Origin of the sequence: uncultured Propionibacterium sp., assembly GCF_963539965.1 — a bacterium.
Classification (GTDB): Bacteria; Actinomycetota; Actinomycetes; order Propionibacteriales; family Propionibacteriaceae; genus Propionibacterium.
The window spans coordinates 1-19,625 of the sequence record NZ_CAUTOU010000038.1 but is presented as its reverse complement, the minus strand read 5'-3'; the positions used below and the strand labels follow the sequence as shown (position 1 = coordinate 19,625).

Genomic DNA, 19,625 nt, shown 5'->3' with positions numbered 1-19,625 from the left:
GCCCGCGGCGCCTGCTCGCCGTCCGGGGCGCCGGCAACGCCGAGGCGGCGCTCGAGACGATCGAGGCGGGCCGCGGTGCCGCGTTCGGCCGCGTCGGCCCCGGGCACGAGCACCCGGGCGCACATGAGCTCGAGGTAGAGCCTGGGGGCCGTGGTGCCGCGCATCTGGGTGAGGCCCTGCGCGATGACCTGGGCGGCGCGCGTCAGCTCGCCGGCGCCGAAGCGCACGGCCTGCTGGTCGAGCCGGTCGGCCAGGTCGGGCGCGACGTCGATGAGGCCCGAGCCGAGGGCGTCGGGCACCTGGGCGATGATGACCAGGTCCCGCAGGCGCGCCAGCAGGTCCTCGGCGAATCGGCGGGGGTCCTGGCCGGCCTCGATGACCTTGTCGATGGTTCCGAAGACGCCCTTGCCGTCACCGGCCGCGAAGGCGTCGATCATCTCGTCGAGCAGGGCGTCGGGCGTATAGCCGAGCAGGGCGGCGGCCTGTCCGTAGCCGACGCCGTCCTCGCCGGCCGCGCCGAGCAGCTGGTCGAGCACCGACAGCGAGTCGCGGACCGAGCCGGCGCCGGCCCGGACGACGAGCGGCAGCACGCCGGAGTCGACCCGCACGTGCTCCTCGTCGCAGATCTCCTGCAGATAGCCGGTGAGGACCTTGGGGGGCACCAGCCGGAACGGGTAGTGGTGCGTGCGCGAGCGGATGGTGCCGATGACCTTGTCGGGCTCGGTGGTGGCGAAGATGAACTTCACATGCGCCGGGGGCTCCTCGACCACCTTGAGCAGGGCGTTGAAGCCCGCCGGGGTGACCATGTGGGCCTCGTCGATGATGTATATCTTGTAGCGCGAGTGGACGGGCGCGAAGTAGACGCCCTCGCGCAGGTCACGAGCGTCGTCGACACCGCCGTGCGAGGCGGCGTCGATCTCGATGACGTCGATGCTGCCCGGACCGCCGGTGGACAGGTCGCGGCAGCTGCGGCAGCGGCCGCAGGGCGCGGGGGCGGGGCCCTGCTCGCAGTTGAGGCAGCGGGCGAGGATGCGGGCGCTGGTCGTCTTGCCGCAGCCGCGTGGGCCGCTGAACAGGTAGGCATGGCTGACGCGGCCATTGGCGATGGCGCGCATGAGGGGTTCGGTGACGTGCTCCTGGCCGATCACCTGGTCGAAGGTGTCGGGGCGGTAGCGGCGGTACAGCGCCAGCCGGGCCTGCGAGGCCTCCTGCTCGACGCGCCGTTCCAGGGCGGCGTCCTCATCCGGGGCCGGGGCGAAGGAGGGGGCGGCGATCTCGGCATCGGGGCCCCCGTCGGCGGCGTCCGTGTCATCGGGCTCGCCGAGCGCGGGGTCGTCGGGATCGAAGCCCCCGTCGATGCTGGCCTCGACCGACTCGGCCGCGTCGAGCTCGGTGTCGGGGGCCGGCTCGTCGATCATGGCGGGCGCGGGCGCGGCCGGCTCGTCGTCGCCGAAGAGACTCGGGCCGGTCTGCGCAAAGAAGCCCTCATCGACGGCGCCGACGGGCTCGACCTCTTCTGCTGGATCGCTCACGGGGACCAGCCTATTAGCCCCTGCCCGCATTTTCCGGCCGGTATCCGGACGTGCGGGGGCGGTCCCACCGCGCGGGTGCCATCCGCTCCGCCCCGGTGCCCGAACGGCGGAGGGGTCCGGCGCGTCACCGCCCGGTCACCTCGAGGATCCCGTGCGCGCCCTTCTCCGCGTACGAGAAGGAGTGGTTGACGAACTTGTAGTGGCCCGGCTCGTTGACGACGAGTTCGACGAAGCCGCCCTCGGCGGCGCCCAGCGAGAGCGCCTGCGATCCGCCCGTGCCGGTAGTGCCGCACGAGGCATCCACCGTCGCCGAAGGCTGGTAACCGCATTCGAGCGCATAGGCACCCTCCTTCCAGACCGTGTCGAACTGGGCGCCGACGATGTGGAAGTTGAGCTGCTCGTTCGGACCGGCGTCGAGCGCCCAGAAGCGCACGCGGTCCCCCGCCTCGGCCTCGAGCGGGTAGTCGTCGTACTGGAAGGCGTAGCCGTTGAACATGACGGCGTCGGGCTCGGTCTCACCCAGGCGATCGGCGTCCTCACCGGATCCCTGGGGGCCGAACCACGACTCCGATTCGACGACGACGTACTCCTCGTCCACCTCGGGCAGGCCCTCGGGGTCGATGACGACGGCGCCGAACATGCCGTTGGCCAGGTGCAGCGACATCGGCGAGGTCGAGCAGTGGTACAGCCAGATGCCCGAGCGGTCGGCCTTGAAGGTGTAGGTGAGGGTCTGTCCCGGCGGGATCGTGCGCATCGGATCGTCCGGGGAGACGTCGCCGGCGTGGAAGTCGATGGAGTGGCCCATCGAACCCGAGTTGGTGAGCGTAACGACGAAGGTGTCGCCGACGCGGCCGTGCAGGATCGGCCCGGGGCTCTGTCCGTTGTACCTGTAGCGCAGCTGGCGCACGCCGGGGGCGACCTCGACGACCTCCTCGGTGACCTCCAGGTGAACATCGTGGACGGTCCCGTCCGGGGCGGGGGCCAGCGAGGCGTCGAAGGGGCCGACGCTCATCGTCGCGTTCGGGTCGAGCGTGGCATGGTCCCCCGAGGAGCCGGACGAGCCCGGGCCGGCGGGCGCCGCCGTGCCGTCCACGACGACCTGCAGGACCATGCCCATCTGGCGGTGGCCCGCCACCGAGCACCAGGCCTCCTGCGACTCGCCGATGACCCCGGCGTCCACCTCGGCGGAGGCGCCGGGCGGGAGCAGGCCGGTGCCGGCGCCGCTGGCGAAGGTGAGATCGTGCACCTGGCCGCCAGTGTCCTCGTTCGTCAGGGTGACGATCAGGTGCGTGCCCGCGGCGATGCTGATCCGATTGGGTGTGAACCTCATGTCGGCACCGGTGACCGAGACGCGCTGGACGGGGGCGTCCGAGATGTCGGCCCCCGTCCCGGCGCCGGAGCCGATGACGCCGATCACCGTCGCCGGGGAGACGGCGGTGGCGACCGACATGGCCAGCGCCACGACGCCCGCGCCGAGGACCCAGGTGAGGCGGCGACCGCGCTCGCTCATCGTGCCGTCCGCGCTGATCGGCAGCGGCTTCTCGGCGAGGACGCAGCGGGCGATCGTCACGAAGAAGAACAGGACATTGGCCGCCAGGACGACCAGTGCTGCGACGCGCGCGGCCTGCGGCAGCGGGGCGAGCAGGCTCAGGCCGGACGCGTTCGCGCTGACCAGGCGGGCATCGCCGAGGGTGTCCATGATGGCGTTGCGACGCCGCACCCTGCCCGGGCCGCCGCCGATGACGACCGGCAGCAGGTACGACAGGGAGCCGACGATGAGCTGGGTCGCGAAGCCGCCGAGGAAGGGCCAGGCCAGGTGCGGCAGACGCGCCAGCATCTGCTGGCGGTCCGCGCTGGTGGCCATGAGGACGATGGCCACGACGAGTGCGCCGACGAGCCAGGTCATGCCGCAGATCACCGAGCGGGAGGCGTAGCTGACCGGGCGCTTGACCTTCGAGGCCGCCCACATGGCATTGACCGTCACGCCGACACAGGCGGTGTAGCCGAACAGGCCGAGCGCGGAGATCCAGCCGTGCGCGGCGACCCCGCCCAGGCCGGTCGCGGCGATGGCGATGCAGAACAGGGGCAGGACGCGACGGGCGTTGGTCTCGGCGCCGGGCACCATGCGGGTGCGCAGCATCGTCGGCCACAGCGTGAGCAGCGTGCCCATGACGGCCAGGCCGAGCCAGCCCAGGACGCCGGTGGCGATGTGCGGCATCATGAAGACGTCGAGGCGGCTGCCGCCGGCAGCGGTCATCAGATGGCCGAACAGGCTGCAGACGACGAACCAGCAGCCGCAGGCGATGTAGTAGCCGAGCACGGTCCTGCCCAGACGCGTGGTGAGCGCCTCCGCGGAGCGCACGCCCAGATTGACGACGTGGCCGAGAATCGCCAGCACGCACAGCAGCGTGCCGATGCTCTGCGCCGGCTCAGCGCCCAGCTCGGTGCCGCCCAGGAGGGCGAGGATGCCGACGTTGAGGGCCGACAGGATCGCGATCTGCGGGGCGCGGCGGTTGGACGGGCTGCGCATGAGGGCGGCGGCGAAGTAGTCGCTCCACACGACGACCGCATTGGTGGCGACGCCGAGCGCCGCGGCGTGCAGCCCGACCCAGCCGAGGCCGGGGTACCGGTGCCGCCCGACCATCCCGGCGATGACGACGCACGCCCAGATGCGGACGAGGACGGCCGACATGCGGTGCCAGGCCCGGCGCGAGGCCAGGCCGCGCGGCCTGCGCGGGGCCCCCCGCCCGGGACGGGCGCCTACCGCCCGGGGGCCGTCCGGGCGTCCGGCGGATCCGGGGCTCTCGATGTTCATGCGTCCGCCCTCGGGACCGTCACGACCGGCGGGCCGCCGGAGCCGGGGCGCGGGGCCTGCTCGGTCGCGGCGGCGTCCTGCGTCACGGACGACCAGATGGCCACGGCGACGAGGCCGAGCAGGGAGGCGATGTTGCCCAGGCCGCCCACCTGGCGCCAGAACTCGGAGCCGGCCAGGTCCGCCGCGACGCGTACCGCCAGCGTCGCGTGCAGCACCAGGCCCACCCCCCAGAAGCCGGCGACGAAGCGCATCTGCACGCCGAGCAGTGCGGGCAGGATCGTCGGGGCGTGGGCGGCGACCATCGACATGGTGAAGCCGAGGAGGACGGCGTGCAGCGTCGCGTCGTAGCGCAGGCCTGACAGAGCGGGGCGCAGCAGCAGGAGGCCCGTGACGACGAGCCAGCCGTAGCCGGTCAGGATCATGACCGGCATGAAGCGGTTGGAGCCGGCCGCCTTGATGCCGCGGCGGGCGACGTCGCCCGAGGCCGACTGCACCGACAGGGCGATGAGGACGAGGCCGTAGACGGGCAGGGCGACGGAGGGCCGCATCATCGTCAGCGGTCCGGACAGGAGGGCCAGCGCGGCGAGGACCACCAGCGAGTCCTCGTGCAGCCGCCGGCGGCCGGGCGTCCAGGCCAGCTGGCCGATGCGCGACGGACCGAGGCGTTCGGCGATGACCGTCAGCACCAGGAACGAGATGAGGAAGGAGATGAAACCGGGCACCGCCGCGCCGCCGAACCAGACGATCGCCGAGCACAGCGCCGAGACGCCGCCGCCGATCTGAACGGCGACGAGCGGTTCGCGGTTGCGGTTCCACAGCACGACGCAGTCGACGCACATGGCGATGCACCCGGCGACCATGACGGCCTTGCCGACGCGCATCGGCAGTGGCCCGACGAGGCTGAGCAGCGCGCCGAGGGCCATGCAGACCGGCGCGACGCAGGCCCACCAGCGCCTGATCGCGACCGAGCGCTCCAGGCCGACGAGGGCCCCGACGAAGCCGATCACCATGAGCATTCCGTGGGCGCCCGTGAAGCGCTCGCCGCCGAGCGGCGCCGACAGGTTCAGCAGGGCGAGGGCGGAGTCCAGGCCCATGAGCATGGAGAGCCCGCACGGGACGAGAAGGAGGGCGCGGCGCAGCCGACCGCCGAGGGGCTGCCCCGTTCTCGGCGCGACCAAGGATGCTGGCATGGGCGGGACCTGCGACATGGTGCTCTTCATGGATCGATGGGGAGGTTCCGGGCGGCTTCAGCCGCCGGACCTGCAGCAGGTGAGCGAGCACCGCCCGGGCGAACTGTTCGGCACCAGGTCGGCCACCCGCCAGGCGCCGCCGAGGCGCTCGAGCACGCCGGAGGCGATACCGCGGTGCAACGGGCAGACGGCATCGGGCAGCTGCTCGACCTCGTGGACGAACGGGCACTGGCACAGTTCGATGATTCCTGCGCCGTCGGGGCCGTCGGCCACGATCGGCGAGAAGCCCCATTCGTCGAGCAGCCCCACCAGGCACGCGAAATCGTCCTCGCCGGCGAGGTTCTCCTGTCCGAGTGCGCATTCGGCCCATTCGCGTCCGGCCCGCTCGGCGGCGTCGGCCAGGGCGCCGTCGTTCTCCCGGGCGAAGTGGTGCATGAAGACATCGGCGAGCAGGCGGTCGTTCTGCGGGCCGGCTCTGAAGGCCTTGTCGGTGGCCGTGTAGAGCATGCGGGGGCGGCCCCGCCCGGCTGCGGGGGCCCTGGAGACGTCGACGATCCCCTCGCCGGTGAAGCGGTTCAGGTGGAACCGCACCGTATTGGGATGCACACCGGTGGCGCCGGCTATGTCGTCGGTGGACAGCGGGCCGTGCGCCCGCTGGAGGGCCGCCAGGACGCGCTCGCGCGCCACGCCGACCGGCCCGGCGGAGGGCGCGGCGGCGCGGCGCGTGCAAGGGCTGTCGGTCATCGGGGATCAGGCCTGGCGGGTGAAGCGGATCTTCCAGGCGTCGGGGCCCTCCTGGACGTACTCGCGGGCGAAGGCGCCCGGCCAGGCGCTGTCGACCTGGGCGAGCAGCGGCAGCGGGTCGTGCGGGGCGACGAGAATCATCGACCCACCGGGGCCGATGCCCTGCAGGGCGCCGAGGATGGCGGCATGGCGGATCTCATGCGGAATCTGGGTGGCGTCGAGTTCGGGTTCGCTCACGGCGTGCCCGTCGCAGCCGCAGTCGTGGGTCTCGGTGATGGGCAGATCAGCCATGTCAGTCTCCTTCAGCAGGGCGGTCCCGGCCGCCGTGATCAATCAAATTACAGCCAGACCGTAACAACAACCGCTCGAGGCGGTCCTCCGCCGCCGGGATCCGCCCGCCTGCCGGGCCCCGCCGACCGGGCGGGGCCCGGCCGCGGTTTCTCCCTGGCGGCCCGCGCGGCTACAGTTGGGCACACGGTCTCCCGCGCGGCGGTACCTCGCCCAACTCCCCCAGGGTCGGAAGGCAGCAAGGGTAAGTGAGCTCTTCCGGGTGCGCGGGAGGCCCCTCTGCACCATCCATCATGCACGAGCCGGGGAACGCCCCGGGGCCGGTGGCGTCCGCCCGGGCGCGGTCCCGCTGCGGCCCCGGGCCCCGCTCAGACGAGCATGCGGTAGATGGCCGTGTCCGGCTTGAGCACCTCGACCTTGAGCGGCGAGCCGTCGATGCGGGCCAGCAGCGACTCGTAACTGGCCGGGTCGCCCAGCTCGATGCCGACGAGGGCCGGGCCGGTCTCGCGATTGGAGTGCTTGGTGTACTCGAAGACGATGATGTCGTCGTCGGGGCCGAGCACGTCGTCGAGGAAACGGCGCAGGGCGCCGGGCTCCTGCGGGAAGTTCACCAGGAAGTAGCGGCGGCGGCCCTCGTGAACGCCGGAGCGTTCGAGCACCTCGGCGTAGCGGGAGACGTCGTTGTTGCCGCCGGAGACGATCACGACGACCTCCTGCCCGGGCTCCAGCTGAACGGAGACGTCGGCCGGGCGCGCGCTCAGGGCCGCCGAGGCGAGGGCACCGGCAGGCTCGGCGATGATGCCGTCGACCTGGTAGAGACCGAGCATCTCGGAGCAGACCTGCCCCTCGGGAACAGCCATCAGTTCCGGGCTGACGAGGCGGGACATGGCGAAGGTGAAGTCGCCGGCGCGGGCCACCGCGGCACCGTCGACGAAACCGTCGACATGATCAAGAGTGGTGGGGCGGCCCTCGTACATGGCGGCGGCCAGGCAGCGTGCACCGGCCGGCTCGACGCCGATGATGCGCACGCCCGGATGGTTGACGCGGGTCCAGGCGCCGCAGCCGGACAGCAGGCCGCCGCCGCCGACCGGGATCATGAGGGCGTCGGGGACGCGCCCGAGCTGGCTGAACATCTCGCGGGCGACGGTGCCCTGGCCGGCGGCGGTGCGGGGGTCGTCGAAGGCCGGGACCATCGTCGCGCCGGTCCGCTCGGCCTCGGCGGCCGCCGCCGTGGCGGCGCGGTCGTAGGTCTCGCCGCCGACGACGAGTTCGACGTAGTCGCCGCCGAAGAAACGAATGCGGTCGCGCTTCTGGCGGGGCGTGGTGCTGGGCACGTAGACGGTGCCCCTGATCTTGAGCCTGGCGCACGACCAGGCGACCCCCTGGCCGTGGTTGCCGGCGGAGGCCGCGATGACGCCCGCGGCTCGCTGCTCCTCGGCGAGCCGGGAGATGAAGGTGTAGGCGCCGCGCAGCTTGTAGCTGCGGACCGGCTGGAGGTCCTCGCGCTTGAGCCAGACCCTGCAGCCGGTGGCCTGCGAGAGGCGCTCGTCGTACTGCAGAGGGGTCTCGGTGGCGACGCCCTTGAGGAGATCGGCGGCCTCGTCGACCATCTCCGCCAGTTCATTCATGTCCGCTGTGCCCACCCGCCCCATTGTGCCGTGCCCCGTCCCGCGTGCGCTCGCGACGGCAGCATGTGGAAGGAGCGCCGGCCCCGGGCGCGATGGCGAGCACGGGCCGCCCGGCGGGCCCGTCGTCCCCGGACGCTCGGATTGGTTCGCGCGGGGATGAGGCTGTAAGCTCTCCGGCGGAGGATTCGCCTAGAGGCCTATGGCGCTCGCTTGGAAAGCGGGTTGGGTTCACGCCCTCACGAGTTCGAATCTCGTATCCTCCGCGGTCATTCTCCGGCAGATGCGAAAGCACTGATCAGAGGGCTCCTCACCGGTCCGGCGCCTCGGCGGACCGTGTCTCCGGGCGCACCCGGCCCCGGGGGCCGCTCTTGACCGGGCCCCCGCCCTCCGCGGCCCTCCATCCGGCGAGCACGCCCCTGAGGACGATGCCGACGAATCGACGAATCGAATCGGCGATCGAGGATCCCGTACGCCCGAATGAGCGCATCGTCCCTGGACCGACGGCAGCACCACCAGTTCGAGAGGGGCATGTCCGATGGACATCTACGAGCGCATGCGGGCCGGCGAATGGATCGACATCCGCACCGACGAGGAGTACCGCACCACTGCCGCCGCCGAAATGAGCCGCAGCAGGCTGTTGAGCTTCCGCGCCAACACCACCGATCCCGGCTCACCCGCCATCCGGGAGATCCTCGATGAACTTTTCGAGGGCCGCCTGCCGGCCGACTCGATGATCCTGCCGCCGTTCCAGATCGACCGCGCCAAGGCCATGACCATCGGCACGAATGTCCTGGTCAACCACGGTCTGACCTGCATGTCCTCGGGCGGCATCGACATCGAGGACGACGTGATGATCGGCCCCGAGGCGGCGCTCATCACTGCCAATCACGACTTCGACGACCTGCGGGTCCTGCAATTCAAGCCGGTCCGCATCGGCCGAGGCGCCTGGATCGGGGCCCGCGCCATCATCCTTCCGGGCGTCACCGTCGGCGAGGGTGCGGTCGTCGCCTCAGGCGCCGTCGTCACGCACGATGTCGCGCCGCGCACCATCGTCGGCGGCAACCCGGCGCGCTTCATCAGGAACGCCGACAGGACGAAGTGAGCCGCCTCCGCTCCGGCGGATCCGACAAACGAGCTCCCGGCGGGGGTCAGTAGAATGAGGGCTTGTCGAAACAGGTTCCGGGCTCGCCGATGCCGAGGCTGGTACGGGCGTACCGGCCGGTGGTGTCGTGCAGGATGTCGAAGACGCCGCGGGCCACGCCCTGGCGGGTCACCTGCGTATTGGGGAACGGCCGTTCCCGGGGGACGAGCTCGTAGGACTCATTGCCGTCCTGGTCGTACAGCCAGGTCAGGCGCAGGATCGTCCAATTGCTCAGTGCCGAGTCGAAGACGACTTCGGCGGTGCTCCTCAGGCGGTCCTCACCGGCCCGGCCGACCATCGACAGGTTCCAGCGGCCCATGGCGCCGGGCACCTCGTCGTGGATGCCGAGGATGTTGGCCCCGATCAAGGTGTCGACGCCGGCCCGCTCGGCCGCCGCGACGACATGGCGGGTGGGCTCGAGCCGCTGCATGTCGTTGAGATAGGCGGCGTCGGCACCGGCCAGCGCCTCGGCCAGGGCGTCGTCGTCGGTGAAGTCGCCGTCGACGAGCCTGACGCGGGGACGGCCCGCATACCGTCCCAGGCGGCGACCCGCGTCGCGCGCGTACAGGACGAGTTCGTCGTCGGTCTCGGCCAGCTCCATGGGGATGAGATAGTCGCAGACCCGGCCCGCCGCACCGAGGATGGTGATCTTCATGGTTGCCTCTTCCTTCAGCTTCCTCAGCCTGATCAAGTGTTCCGGGGACGCGTCTCGGACAGCACGAAGTGCTGCTCGCGGTGGGCTATGAGCCAGGCCCCTTCCTGCTGGACGAGGGTGTCGGTGTAGCGGATGCAGTTGTCTGAGAGGCGGTCGCCGTCCTCGCCGGACGAGACGAGGACCGCGCGGCAGTAGTGCTCGTCGGTGGCGGTGCCGTCGTCGTTGAGGGTGATGACCTGCTGCCCGTTCATGTGGTACGAGGACTTGACCCCGCCGGTGAAGGCCCCGAATCGCTGGATGAGCTCGTCCCTGCCGCGGATGTCCATGGTGCGCGCTCCGTCCGTGTAGACCTCGACGCGGGCGTCAGTGGTGAACAGCGCGCTCTGCGCCGCCACATCGCACTCCAGATTCGAGAAGCGGTCGATCACCTCACGTATCGCGTCCTTGGCCTCCAGCTGTTCCAGGGTCATGCCATTCTCCTTGCATTGCATTCGTGCTGATGATCCGAGCCTAGGAACGAATGATCGGACAACTCGATCAAGTGCTCCTGTACTCGATTCGATTTCCAGATCATCAGGAGCATTGTGAACACGAAACAGATCGATTGCGTCCTCGAGCTGTCGCAGACGCTCAACTTCAACCGGGCCGCGCAGAACCTGTTCATGTCGCAGCCCTCGCTCAGTTACCAGATCAGGGCGGTCGAGGACGAGGCGGGTTTCGCCATCTTCGTCCGCTCCGGCCGCGGGGCCGTGCTCACGCCGGCCGGGGCCCAGTTCTGCATCGCGTTGCGATCGATCCGTGACGACTTGAAGCGGGCCGTCGAGATGGGCCAGAACTTCGGCTCGCGGTACGCCGAGGCGCTGCACATCGGCCTGCCCGACCGGGCCTCCCTGGCGGCCCTGCCGCGCGCGATCCGCAAGTTCGGGGAGCTGCACCCCGACGTGTCCGTCACCCCCGTCTTCGACCCGACGGGCAGTCCCGACGCCTTCCTGCGCGGGGAGCAGGACGCGTTCTTCACTCTCGAGGAGAGGGTCCGGCGCGCGGCCGATGTCACCGTTCACCCGCTGTACGACAGCCGCATCTACCTGATCACGCTGAGGAACGACCCGCTCGCCCGCAAGGAACTCGTCACGATGGACGACCTGCGCGAGCGGACCCTCATGGTCGGAGGGGGCTCGCCCACCGCGCTACGGGCCATCCAGCACCGCGTCGTGAGCGCCCTGGGCATCGATCACTTCAACAGCGCCGATCACGACACGACGCTCGTCAACGTACTGGCCGGCCGCGGCGTCTGCCTGGCGCCGGGGATGCTCAACAGCGGCAGCGACGACGTCGCCTGGACGCCCTTCGACTGCCCCGAGACGATCAGCTGCGTGCTGTGCACGCACGCCTCCGACAAGCGCGGATCCACCCTGGACCTCGTGCGGATCCTGCAGGACTCGTACGCGGCCGGCAGCCGGTTCGCCCGGACGGTCTGACCCGCTCCCCGGCCCCCGGCCCATCGGGTCGGACGGGCCGGGCTTGCCCCTCAGAGCGAGGATGGAGGAGCGGGAGCCCCGCCCGACCGCCCCATCGAGGACCAGTACGAATCGAGGAAACCATGGAGTACATCACCCTCAACACCGGCGCGCAGATGCCCAAGCTGGGTCTCGGCGTCTTCCAGATGAGCGACGAGGAGGTCGCCGCCGCGGTGCCCGCCGCCATCGAGGCCGGCTACCGCCTGTTCGACACCGCCTCGCGCTACTACAACGAGGGCGCCCTCGGCAAGGCCATCGCCACGTGCGGTGTCCCCCGTGAGGAGTTGTTCATCACCACGAAGCTGTGGTTCAAGGACTACGGCTACGAGAGGACCAAGGAGGCCTTCAGGGTGAGCCTGGACCTGCTCGGGCTGGACTACCTGGACCTCGACCTCATGCACCAGCCGTTCAACGACTACTACGGCGCATGGCGCGCACTCGAGGAACTGCACGAGCAGGGCCTCATCCGCTCGATCGGCGTCTCGAACTTCTACCCCGACCGCTACGCCGACCTGATCCAGCACAACCGGGTCGTACCGGCCGTCAACCAGCGTCAGGCGCATCCCTTCAACCAGCAGATCGACGCCCAGGCCCAGGCCGCCGAGCACGGCACCGTCCTTCAGGCGTGGAGCCCGCTGGCCCAGGGCAACCCCGAGGTGCTGAACCACCCGGTGCTGCGGGTCATCGCCGAGGCCCACGGCAAGTCGGTGCCCCAGGTCATCCTGCGCTGGCTCACCCAGCGCGACGTCGCGGTCGTCGTCAAGAGCACGCACGCCGACCGTCTGGCGGCCAACATCGACGTCTTCGGCTTCGCCCTGTCCGACGCGGAGATGGCCGCCATCGCCACGATCGACCGCAAGGAGGGGCCGGACCACCAGGATCCGGCCATGCTGGAGCGGCTGCTCGCCCTCGAGTGAGCGGGCCGGACCGGGCCACCGGGCGCGCCCGGTGGCCATCGTGCCCGCTCAGGCCGCCGGGTCGACCATGACGAGCTTGCCGCCCAGGTGCCCGTCCTTGAGCCGGGCATAGCCGGCGGGCACCTCGTCAAGGGCGAGCGTGCCGACGATGCGCGGATCCAGCGCACCGGCGGCGACCAGGCCCATGAGTTCGCCGAGCATCGCCGACAGATCGGCGCGGGAGCCCTCGTCCCCGTTGGAGTAGGCGGCGCCGAGCGAGACCTCGTGGATCGATGGCGAGACGGTGAACTCGGGCACCGACGTCAGATCGGGGCGACCGTTGATGAAGGCCAGTCCGCCGTTGAAGGCCAGCGCGCCGAGGTTGTCGGTGGCCGAGGCCGCCGAGACGGTGTCGAGCACGGCGTCCACGCCGCGGCCGCCGGTGAATTCACGTACCCGGGCGACGACATCGCCGTCACGGTAGTCGATGACGTGCTCGGCCCCCAGGGCGAGGGCCTCGGCGCGCTTGGCCTCCGAGGCGGTGACGATGACATGAGCATCCAGGTGGGCGGCCACCTGCACGGCGTAGCCGCCCACGCCGCCGAGGCCGGTCATGAGGAGACTCTGCCCGGCGTGCAGGTGCAGGCGGCGGGTGAGCGCCTGGTAGCCGGTCATGCCGGCGCAGGGCAGGGCCGCGGCGGCCTCGAAGCTCACGCCGTCCGGGACGGGCGCCAGGGCCACGGGGTCGACGACGACCAGCTCGGCCATGCCGCCGGGCCGGCGCAGGTCGTGGTGCAGGGCGACGCGCCGGCCCACCTGGACGTCCGTCACGCCCTCGCCGACCGCCTCGACGACGCCGGCGACGTCCAGGCCCGGGATGTGGGGCCAGACCCAGTCCGGGTTGCCGCCCGAGGCGACCTTCCAGTCCACCGGGTTGAGACCGCAGGCATGCACCCGGACCAGCACCCGGCCGGGGCCGGCGACGGGTTCGGAGACCTGCCCGACGCGCAGGGTCTCAGGGTTTCCGGGGGCATCCAGCAGCAGGGCTCGCATCGCGTCTCCTTCGGTTCGGGTGGGTGCGCCGCACGTGAACGATTCTGGCCCGGGAACGCCCGGAGGACGTGTCCCCACGGCGAAATATCGTCCGAAGGGCAGACCCGATCTTCCCATCCGAGGGTCAACAGTTTAGGCTCGCCTAAGCGCTCCGTCATGGAGTACCGGCTTCCCCGATGGAAGGGCCACGATATGTCTTCGACACCGGAAGCGGGCGCGGCAATCACCGATGCGCTCGTCGGGCGCACGCAGTCGATCGCCCACAGGTTGCTCTGCGGCGCCGGCTGCGGGTCGCTGCTCGCCTACCACCAGGACCCCCAGGTCAGCATCGAGTTCCTCGCGCACGGCCTCACCAGGTCCGGCCGCATCGTGGTGGCCTGCTGCCCCGTCCCGGGCGACGAGGCCGCCGAGATGCCGCTGACGGAGTCGATCGCCGTCCGCCTCGATATCGCCAAGGCCTCGTGCGAGCCGGGCGTGCACATCATCTCGTCGGCCGTGCACCTGCTCGGCACCCTCGAGTGGATGCCCCCGCAGGTCTCGGCGCAGCTCCTGGCCGACGACCAGCTGCCGCCCAGGGTGGCCGTCGCCGTCTCCCACCCGCACGGCCGCCTGGGCGTCATCCGCACCCAGCGCGTCCTGCTGCACGACTCGACCGGTGTCACGCCGATGGCCTTCGGCACCCTGCTGAACGCCGGTACCGGGATGCCCTTCCCCACCGTGGAGGAGGAGTTCGACGTCTTCGACGCCGCGATGGGCCTCGGCGAGGACGCCCTGTGGAACATCGCCGACGCCATCGACGACGAGCGCATCGGGGGTCGCATCTGCTCGCGTCACAGCATGACCGCAGGCTGCCCGCACACCTGGAACCGCATCTACTGCGTCGACGTCGACCGCTACGGCCTGACGCTCATGACGGTGGAGCCCACCGTGACGAGCACCTTCTTCGCCCCGTTCGATGCCCCGGTCGACGACACGGGCGCACTGGCCGCTGCGCTCCAGACCCTGGCCTCCCGCACTGCGCCGGCCGTCGGCTGAGTACCCCGGATGCCCGTGGCCCCTGCCGAGCGACTCGGCAGGGGCCACGGGAACGACCACTCACCGGGAACGGGCCGGTGGGACCGTGTCAGATGCGACTCAGGCCACCTCGTAGGCCGTGCAGTGGGCGCCGTCGGCGCCGAAGGAGACGTCGGCCGCCGTGCACATGAGGTCCTTGTTGTGGACGCACTCGATGCACTGGCAGGCACCGACCTGGCTGCTCGCGTCGGCGAGGCCGGCGCGAGCATCGAGAATGGTGAGGGTCCGGCAGGCGGACTCGGCGCCGACCGTGACGGCGAACGCGTTGCAGCCGCCGTTGTTGAAGGCGCAGTCGGTGGCGGCGCAGGACTTGACGACAGTGATGGCGGTCATGATCGTTCTTCCCTTCGCAGATTCCGGATGTCATTCCTGACAATTGGAACTCTGCCCCTTCGACATGATCCCCACAAGCCAGCACAGGCTGGCCTTTTCATGCATCATGCCTAGTCAGAAGCTTTTCTGTGAAAAAAATCAATGGCTCGGAATAGTCCGCAACAGTACCGCCGCAGGATTTCCGGCGAGCATCCGGAGGGGGCCGTTGAGGTAAGCCTTCCGGAATTCGCCCCGGAAGCGGCTGGAGATGAATTCTCGGGTCATCCGCTCGATCCGGCGGACGGGGAGCACCAGGACGATCGGGGGGCGGTGCGCGAGGGAACCGGCTCGGGGCCCAGCGCTCCGGCCGTGCCCGCCGGGCACGGCCCCCGGCATCAGGCCCTCTCGGAGGCCCGGGCGACGATCTCGCTCTGAACGATGTCGAGCAGCTCGGCGGCGCGCAGGTTCAGGCGGCGGGACTCGTCCAGGTCGTGGTCGAGACGCCCGACGGCGGCCTCGAGCTCGGAGACGCGGCGCCCCAGCTCCTCGACACGTCCGGGGGCCGAGCGCACCTGGTCGTACGCACGGACCGCCGAGCCGGCGCGACGGCGGGCACGGGACAGAATGCTCATGGTCATGCCTTCCTGATGAGGTAGCGGTAGCGGGGGCTCCGCCCCCGGGGATCGATGATCTCGACCGACGCGATCGTCATGGCGAAGCGCTCGATGCGCATGGCGAACTCCTGCGGACCCCAGAAACGGTCGCCCGGCGGCTCGTCGGCGGCCGGGGCGTGACCGTGGCAGCCGCCGCCGACACCGACCAGCGCCGCCCCGCCCAGGTCGAGCAGCCGGCGCATGACGCGCATCGTGCCGTCCCAGCCGAGGAAGTGCATGCCGTCGAAGAGGTTCTCGATGACGACGTCGACCGGTCCGCCGAACGAGGCGGCCTCGCGCAGGGCGTGCGAGATCTGGCGCGCCGAGTACTGGTTGGACTCGAGGAGGCGGACGTCGACGCCGGCGCGAGCGGCCCGTTCCCGGGCCAGCGCGAGCGCCGGGCGGGCGTAGTCGCTGCCCAGGACGGCGCGGTCAGCCGCCAGGTGGCAGGCGGTCAGGCCGTCACCGCAACCCATCTCGTAGACGCTCGCCCCATCGGTGAGGCGCTCGGCGGCCCAGACGGCGAAGTCCGAGGGCTGCATGTCGGAGCCGAGCGAGGAGTTGCACCGCCAGAAGTCCTCCCAGTCCTCGCGGTGGGCGTCGAAGTGGTTCTGCCACCAGTAGTAGCGGCGAGCGACCTGCGGCGGGGTCTCGTACCGGTAGGAGGGATCGGGCGTGGCCCACCCGGGGCCGTACAGGGCGAGGAGGACCGTCGTCGGATCGGCGGGTACGGGCAGCTCGTGACCGCGCACGTTCATCGTGCCGAGCGGGTGGATCCTCATCGTCCCGGCGGGCTCGCAGGCGTGCAGCGAGGTGTAGAAGCGGTCACCGATCAGGAAGCAGGTGAAGATGTCGACGTAGTAACGGTCGATCATCGAGTGGCCGGGGAACATCACCTGGATGTGGCCGGTGGAGTGGCGCACGAGGTCGTAGCCGGCCTCGCGCAGCCTGCGCTCGATGCCGTAGGACTCGAGGGCGATGTCGGTGGGGTTCTGGTGCTCCGACAGATAGGCCAGGTCGGAGTCGTCGTCATAGGGGATCAGGTCGCCGTCGCGCACCGGGCCGAGCAGCGAGCCGCCGTGCAGGAAGGCCTCGATGCCGCATTCGTCCCCGAGGAAGTCGGCGATCTCGCGGGTGGACGCCAGCAGGGCGTCGAAGAACTCGTCGTCCTTGTCCTCGAAGCTCTTGGCCACACGGCCCCACTTGTTGATGACCTGCGGCGAGCCGGTCATCGGATGGTCGAGGGCGAGTGGGGCGGTGGAGCCGCCGAGCGTGACGGTGACCGATTCGGCGAGCAGACGGTCGCCCCGCGGACCGAGCTCGACGGCGAAGGCGCCGGTGCCGACCAGACGCGGGTGCATGGCCCTGGGCCAGTCGATGTGCCAGCGGCCGTCATCGCGCCACTCGCCGCGGCTGGTGCGGGTGGTCCAGATGCGGCGGCCCTCCAGGTAGACCTCGACCATGAGGTCCTCGCAGCCGGCGGGCAGCGCCATGCTGATCTCCTGGCGGTCGATCGCCAGGGCGCCCGGCGGACCCGTCGTGGGTTCGTCGATCGTGGATGTCATGGGTTCGTACCTCCTGCGCTGCAGCGCCGCCGGGCGTCGGGCGGCGAGGATCGCGACCGAGCGAACAGGTGGAGGCGCCCCCGGGCTTCCCCGGCGGGCCCCGGGCAGGCGCGTCGGGGTCCGGGTGGTACGTGCCGTCACTCGGGGCGGAGCTCCCGGGGCAGGGGAGCCGGACGCCTCCCCATCACCATACGACCCGCCCGCGCCGCCTCAGGTCGAGGGGCCCGCGGCGGGTCCCAGCGCCGGAGGAGGCCGATCACCGCGACGGCATCGTCTCAGGACGACTGTGGCCACGCCCCTGTCCGAGGAGTCGTCACGCGCCCAGGGCATCGATCCGCAGGCGGTCGGCCGGCAGTGAGGGCCGCCGCCGGGGCCGGGCCCCTCGCCCGAGCCCCTCTCCTCGCTCCGACGTTCCGGCCCCGGGGCTGCGCCAGGTGCGCACGCGATTCGTCGGTGCCCGCCTCTACCCTTCTTGGCATGAGGATTCTGCACACGAGCGACTGGCATCTGGGGCGCACCCTGCACGGGGTCGACCTGTCGGGCGCGCACGCGCGGTTCCTGGACCACCTGGTCGGGCTGGCGGCCTCCGAGCAGGTCGATGCGGTGCTCGTCCCGGGCGACGTCTTCGACCGGGCGCTGCCGCCGATCGGCGCGGTCGAGATGCTCGATGCGGCGCTGGCACGACTGTGCGAGGTCACCCGCGTGGTCATCACGCCGGGCAATCATGACAGCCCGCAGCGCCTGGGCCTCAATGCGGGCCTGCTCGGCGGCCGGCTGCACATCCGCGCACGGCCCGCGCGGGCGGGCGTGCCGGTGGTGCTCCCCGCCGCCGACGGCTCGGCCGGGCTGCTCGTCTACACGCTGCCCTACCTCGACCCCGACATGACGCGGGCCGAGCTGGCCTCCGCCATCGGCGCCGGTGCGCCCCTGGGGCGTTCCCACGAGGCCGTCGTCGGGGCGGCCCTGCAGCTGGTCGCCGACGACCTGTCGGCACGGCGGTCCTCCGGGGCCGGGCGCGTTCCGGCGGTGATCATGGCCCACGAGTTCGTCACGGGCGGGCTCCCCAGCGAGTCGGAGCGGGACCTGCGCATCGGCGGCGTCGACTCGGTGCCGGCCGGGCTGTTCGCGCAGGCGGGCGCCGACTACGTGGCGCTCGGGCACCTGCACGGCCCGCAGCAGGTGCCCGGTTCGCGCGATCCGCACGGGCCCGGCGGCCCGGATGCGCCCGACGGCGGGCGCGGCCGGCCGGCCCCGGTCATGCGCTATGCGGGCTCGCCCCTGGCGTTCTCCTTCTCCGAGAGGGATCATCGCAAGTCGACGGCCGTCATCGACTTCGACCGGCGCGGCCCGGTGGCCGACGTGCGGCTCGTGGCGGCTCCGGTCCCCCGGCGCCTGTCCGACGTGTCGGGCGGCCTCGCCGAGGTGCTCGGGCCTCGATTCGCCGATCGCCGCGAGGACTGGGTGCGCGTCACCGTCACCGGTGAATCCCGCCCCGACAACCTGGTCCACACGATCAAGAGGGTCTTCCCGCATGCCCTGCAGGTGCTCTTCGAGCCAGCCGGGCGCCGCAGCACGACACCGGCCGAGGTCACCGGGGCCGCCGATCCGCTGGAGGTGGCGGGCGATTTCGCCGAGCAGGTGTCCAACCGGGCGCCGAGCGCGGCCGAGCGCAGAGTGCTCGCCGAAGCGCTCGAGGCCGCCGGGAGGCGGGGCTGAGATGCGGATCCTCCATCTGGAGCTGTGCGGCATAGGCCCGTACGCGGCCCGTGAGATCATCGACTTCCGGGCGCTCGGCGAGAACGGCCTGTTCCTGCTGGAAGGGCCGACGGGCTCGGGCAAGACGACGATCATCGACGCCATCGTCTTCGCCCTCTACGGCTCGGTGTCCGGCGAGGAGTCGAGCAACGACCGCCTGGCGTCCACGCACCTTCCGCCGGGCACCGCCCCGTACGTCGAGCTCGTCATCGACACGAGCCGCGGCCTGTACAGGGTGCGGCGCTCCCCCAGGTACGAGCGTCCGAAGAAGCGCGGGACCGGCACGACCAGCGAGAACCCGCGCATCACGCTGTAGAAGCTCGCCGACCCCTACGACGGGCAGGGCGAACCGGTCACGTCGAACGTCCAGGACGCCTCCGCGGAGCTGCGTGCGGCGATCGGGCTGAGCCGCGAGCAGTTCACGCAGACGGTCGTCCTGCCGCAGGGCCAGTTCGCCACCTTCCTGCGGGCCGGCCCCGAGGAGCGCCGCGGCGTGCTGCAGCAGATCTTCGGCACCCAGGTCTACGAGAGGATGGCCGACGAGTTGAGGCGGCTCGCCCAGGACTGCTCCGAGCGCGTGCAGCAGGCCCGCGACCGGGTGGGCTCGGCGGCCGCGGAGTTCGCGCACTCGGCCTGGTCGGGCGATGGCACCGGAACCGGCGTGGATCCCGCCGGGGCGCCCGGCCCGCAGGCCATCGCCGCGGCCATCGAGGCGGACCGGCCGGCGGCGCTCGATGAGCTGGCGCAAGCGCGTCTGGCCCTGCTGCGGGCCAGGAACGAGCGCCGGGCCGAGCGCTGCGAACAGGC

General features: G+C 71.3%; 18 protein-coding genes, 1 tRNA gene, 1 other RNA gene and 1 pseudogene. 9 read left to right on the top strand and 12 right to left on the bottom strand.

The genetic code is table 11. From position 1 onward, the window contains the following. The 5 genes from R2N01_RS07585 to R2N01_RS07565 form a co-directional block, all read right to left on the bottom strand. The coding region (locus R2N01_RS07585) for a DNA polymerase III subunit gamma and tau (RefSeq protein WP_399553259.1) at positions 1 to 1,562 on the bottom strand (1,562 nt) is incomplete at its 3' end. 94 nt (positions 1,563 to 1,656) lie between these two features. Beyond that, positions 1,657 to 4,347, bottom strand: coding sequence for a multicopper oxidase domain-containing protein (locus R2N01_RS07580; RefSeq protein ID WP_316670026.1), 2,691 nt, complete (start codon positions 4,345 to 4,347; stop codon positions 1,657 to 1,659). Further along, positions 4,344 to 5,537: a hypothetical protein gene (locus tag R2N01_RS07575; RefSeq protein ID WP_316670025.1), complete on the bottom strand. Its 1,194-nt coding sequence runs from the start codon at positions 5,535 to 5,537 to the stop codon at positions 4,344 to 4,346. Before R2N01_RS07575 ends, R2N01_RS07580 begins: the two co-directional genes overlap by 4 nt. 57 nt (positions 5,538 to 5,594) lie before the next feature. Continuing rightward, positions 5,595 to 6,281, bottom strand: a complete 687-nt coding sequence (locus R2N01_RS07570) for a hypothetical protein (RefSeq protein ID WP_316670023.1) — start codon at positions 6,279 to 6,281, stop codon at positions 5,595 to 5,597. 6 nt (positions 6,282 to 6,287) lie between these two features. Beyond that, a complete protein-coding gene (locus tag R2N01_RS07565) occupies positions 6,288 to 6,572 on the bottom strand; it encodes a DUF2249 domain-containing protein (protein ID WP_316670021.1) in 285 nt (94 codons plus the stop codon). Positions 6,573 to 6,754: 182 nt separating this feature from the next. On the opposite strand from R2N01_RS07565, the gene ffs reads away from it, so the two are divergent. Continuing rightward, an RNA gene (gene ffs, locus R2N01_RS07560) (signal recognition particle sRNA small type) lies at positions 6,755 to 6,851 on the top strand. Between the two features lie 86 nt (positions 6,852 to 6,937). Here the strand turns inward: ffs and ilvA are convergent. After that, complete coding sequence (gene ilvA, locus R2N01_RS07555) at positions 6,938 to 8,212, bottom strand: threonine ammonia-lyase IlvA (protein ID WP_399553258.1); 1,275 nt, start codon at positions 8,210 to 8,212, stop codon at positions 6,938 to 6,940. A 163-nt stretch (positions 8,213 to 8,375) separates the two neighbouring features. Here ilvA and R2N01_RS07550 point away from each other — a divergent pair. Beyond that, positions 8,376 to 8,460: transfer RNA gene (locus tag R2N01_RS07550), tRNA-Ser, on the top strand. Positions 8,461 to 9,128: 668 nt separating this feature from the next. Then, a pseudogene (locus R2N01_RS11485) lies at positions 9,129 to 9,278 on the top strand (DapH/DapD/GlmU-related protein); the annotation flags it as partial. Between the two features lie 67 nt (positions 9,279 to 9,345). On the opposite strand, the gene R2N01_RS07540 reads toward R2N01_RS11485, so the two are convergent. Together R2N01_RS07540 and R2N01_RS07535 are read right to left on the bottom strand one after the other, a co-directional pair. Beyond that, positions 9,346 to 9,993: an NAD(P)H-binding protein gene (locus R2N01_RS07540; protein ID WP_316670017.1), complete on the bottom strand. Its 648-nt coding sequence runs from the start codon at positions 9,991 to 9,993 to the stop codon at positions 9,346 to 9,348. 32 nt (positions 9,994 to 10,025) lie between these two features. Next, a complete protein-coding gene (locus R2N01_RS07535; protein ID WP_316670015.1) occupies positions 10,026 to 10,463 on the bottom strand; it encodes a nuclear transport factor 2 family protein in 438 nt (145 codons plus the stop codon). A gap of 114 nt (positions 10,464 to 10,577) precedes the next feature. On the opposite strand from R2N01_RS07535, the gene R2N01_RS07530 reads away from it, so the two are divergent. Beyond that, the gene (locus R2N01_RS07530) at positions 10,578 to 11,471 is read left to right on the top strand and encodes a LysR family transcriptional regulator (protein ID WP_316670014.1); all 894 of its coding nucleotides are present in this window, start codon (positions 10,578 to 10,580) and stop codon (positions 11,469 to 11,471) included. Between the two features lie 122 nt (positions 11,472 to 11,593). Beyond that, complete coding sequence (locus R2N01_RS07525) at positions 11,594 to 12,427, top strand: aldo/keto reductase (protein WP_316670013.1); 834 nt, start codon at positions 11,594 to 11,596, stop codon at positions 12,425 to 12,427. A gap of 48 nt (positions 12,428 to 12,475) precedes the next feature. Here the strand turns inward: R2N01_RS07525 and R2N01_RS07520 are convergent, their stop codons facing one another. After that, on the bottom strand, positions 12,476 to 13,459 hold the full coding sequence (locus R2N01_RS07520; RefSeq protein WP_316670012.1) for a zinc-binding dehydrogenase: 984 nt from the start codon (positions 13,457 to 13,459) through the stop codon (positions 12,476 to 12,478). 192 nt (positions 13,460 to 13,651) lie between these two features. On the opposite strand from R2N01_RS07520, the gene R2N01_RS07515 reads away from it, so the two are divergent. Then, the gene (locus R2N01_RS07515; protein WP_316670010.1) at positions 13,652 to 14,494 is read left to right on the top strand and encodes a hypothetical protein; all 843 of its coding nucleotides are present in this window, start codon (positions 13,652 to 13,654) and stop codon (positions 14,492 to 14,494) included. A gap of 99 nt (positions 14,495 to 14,593) precedes the next feature. Here R2N01_RS07515 and R2N01_RS07510 read toward each other — a convergent pair whose 3' ends face one another. From R2N01_RS07510 to R2N01_RS07500, 3 genes are all read right to left on the bottom strand, one after another. Continuing rightward, positions 14,594 to 14,866: a DUF1540 domain-containing protein gene (locus R2N01_RS07510; RefSeq protein WP_316670008.1), complete on the bottom strand. Its 273-nt coding sequence runs from the start codon at positions 14,864 to 14,866 to the stop codon at positions 14,594 to 14,596. A gap of 374 nt (positions 14,867 to 15,240) precedes the next feature. Next, positions 15,241 to 15,477, bottom strand: a complete 237-nt coding sequence (locus tag R2N01_RS07505) for a hypothetical protein (RefSeq protein WP_316670007.1) — start codon at positions 15,475 to 15,477, stop codon at positions 15,241 to 15,243. Positions 15,478 to 15,479: 2 nt separating this feature from the next. Then, positions 15,480 to 17,063 carry a LicD family protein gene (locus R2N01_RS07500; RefSeq protein WP_316670006.1) on the bottom strand — a complete coding sequence of 528 codons (1,584 nt, stop codon included), beginning with the start codon at positions 17,061 to 17,063 and terminating at the stop codon, positions 15,480 to 15,482. A gap of 477 nt (positions 17,064 to 17,540) precedes the next feature. Between R2N01_RS07500 and R2N01_RS07495 the strand changes: the two genes are divergently transcribed. From R2N01_RS07495 to R2N01_RS07485, 3 genes are all read left to right on the top strand, one after another. Next, positions 17,541 to 18,779: an exonuclease SbcCD subunit D gene (locus tag R2N01_RS07495; protein ID WP_316670005.1), complete on the top strand. Its 1,239-nt coding sequence runs from the start codon at positions 17,541 to 17,543 to the stop codon at positions 18,777 to 18,779. Position 18,780: 1 nt separating this feature from the next. Next, complete coding sequence (locus R2N01_RS07490; RefSeq protein ID WP_316670004.1) at positions 18,781 to 19,134, top strand: AAA family ATPase; 354 nt, start codon at positions 18,781 to 18,783, stop codon at positions 19,132 to 19,134. 177 nt (positions 19,135 to 19,311) lie between these two features. Then, positions 19,312 to 19,625 (top strand): hypothetical protein (locus R2N01_RS07485; protein ID WP_316670003.1); only part of this gene is annotated, 314 nt, incomplete at its 3' end.

Excerpts from the sequence above, each read along its gene's own strand:
- R2N01_RS07580 (WP_316670026.1), bottom strand. The coding sequence starts at position 4,347 with ATGAACATCGAGAGCCCCGGATCCGCCGGACGCCCGGACGGCCCCCGG.
- R2N01_RS07575 (WP_316670025.1), bottom strand. The coding sequence starts at position 5,537 with ATGCCAGCATCCTTGGTCGCGCCGAGAACGGGGCAGCCCCTCGGCGGT.
- R2N01_RS07570 (WP_316670023.1), bottom strand. The coding sequence starts at position 6,281 with ATGACCGACAGCCCTTGCACGCGCCGCGCCGCCGCGCCCTCCGCCGGG.
- R2N01_RS07565 (WP_316670021.1), bottom strand. The coding sequence starts at position 6,572 with ATGGCTGATCTGCCCATCACCGAGACCCACGACTGCGGCTGCGACGGG.
- R2N01_RS07540 (WP_316670017.1), bottom strand. The coding sequence starts at position 9,993 with ATGAAGATCACCATCCTCGGTGCGGCGGGCCGGGTCTGCGACTATCTC.
- R2N01_RS07535 (WP_316670015.1), bottom strand. The coding sequence starts at position 10,463 with ATGACCCTGGAACAGCTGGAGGCCAAGGACGCGATACGTGAGGTGATC.
- R2N01_RS07525 (WP_316670013.1), top strand. The coding sequence starts at position 11,594 with ATGGAGTACATCACCCTCAACACCGGCGCGCAGATGCCCAAGCTGGGT.
- R2N01_RS07520 (WP_316670012.1), bottom strand. The coding sequence starts at position 13,459 with ATGCGAGCCCTGCTGCTGGATGCCCCCGGAAACCCTGAGACCCTGCGC.
- R2N01_RS07515 (WP_316670010.1), top strand. The coding sequence starts at position 13,652 with ATGTCTTCGACACCGGAAGCGGGCGCGGCAATCACCGATGCGCTCGTC.
- R2N01_RS07510 (WP_316670008.1), bottom strand. The coding sequence starts at position 14,866 with ATGACCGCCATCACTGTCGTCAAGTCCTGCGCCGCCACCGACTGCGCC.
- R2N01_RS07505 (WP_316670007.1), bottom strand. The coding sequence starts at position 15,477 with ATGAGCATTCTGTCCCGTGCCCGCCGTCGCGCCGGCTCGGCGGTCCGT.
- R2N01_RS07500 (WP_316670006.1), bottom strand. The coding sequence starts at position 17,063 with ATGACATCCACGATCGACGAACCCACGACGGGTCCGCCGGGCGCCCTG.
- R2N01_RS07495 (WP_316670005.1), top strand. The coding sequence starts at position 17,541 with ATGAGGATTCTGCACACGAGCGACTGGCATCTGGGGCGCACCCTGCAC.
- R2N01_RS07490 (WP_316670004.1), top strand. The coding sequence starts at position 18,781 with ATGCGGATCCTCCATCTGGAGCTGTGCGGCATAGGCCCGTACGCGGCC.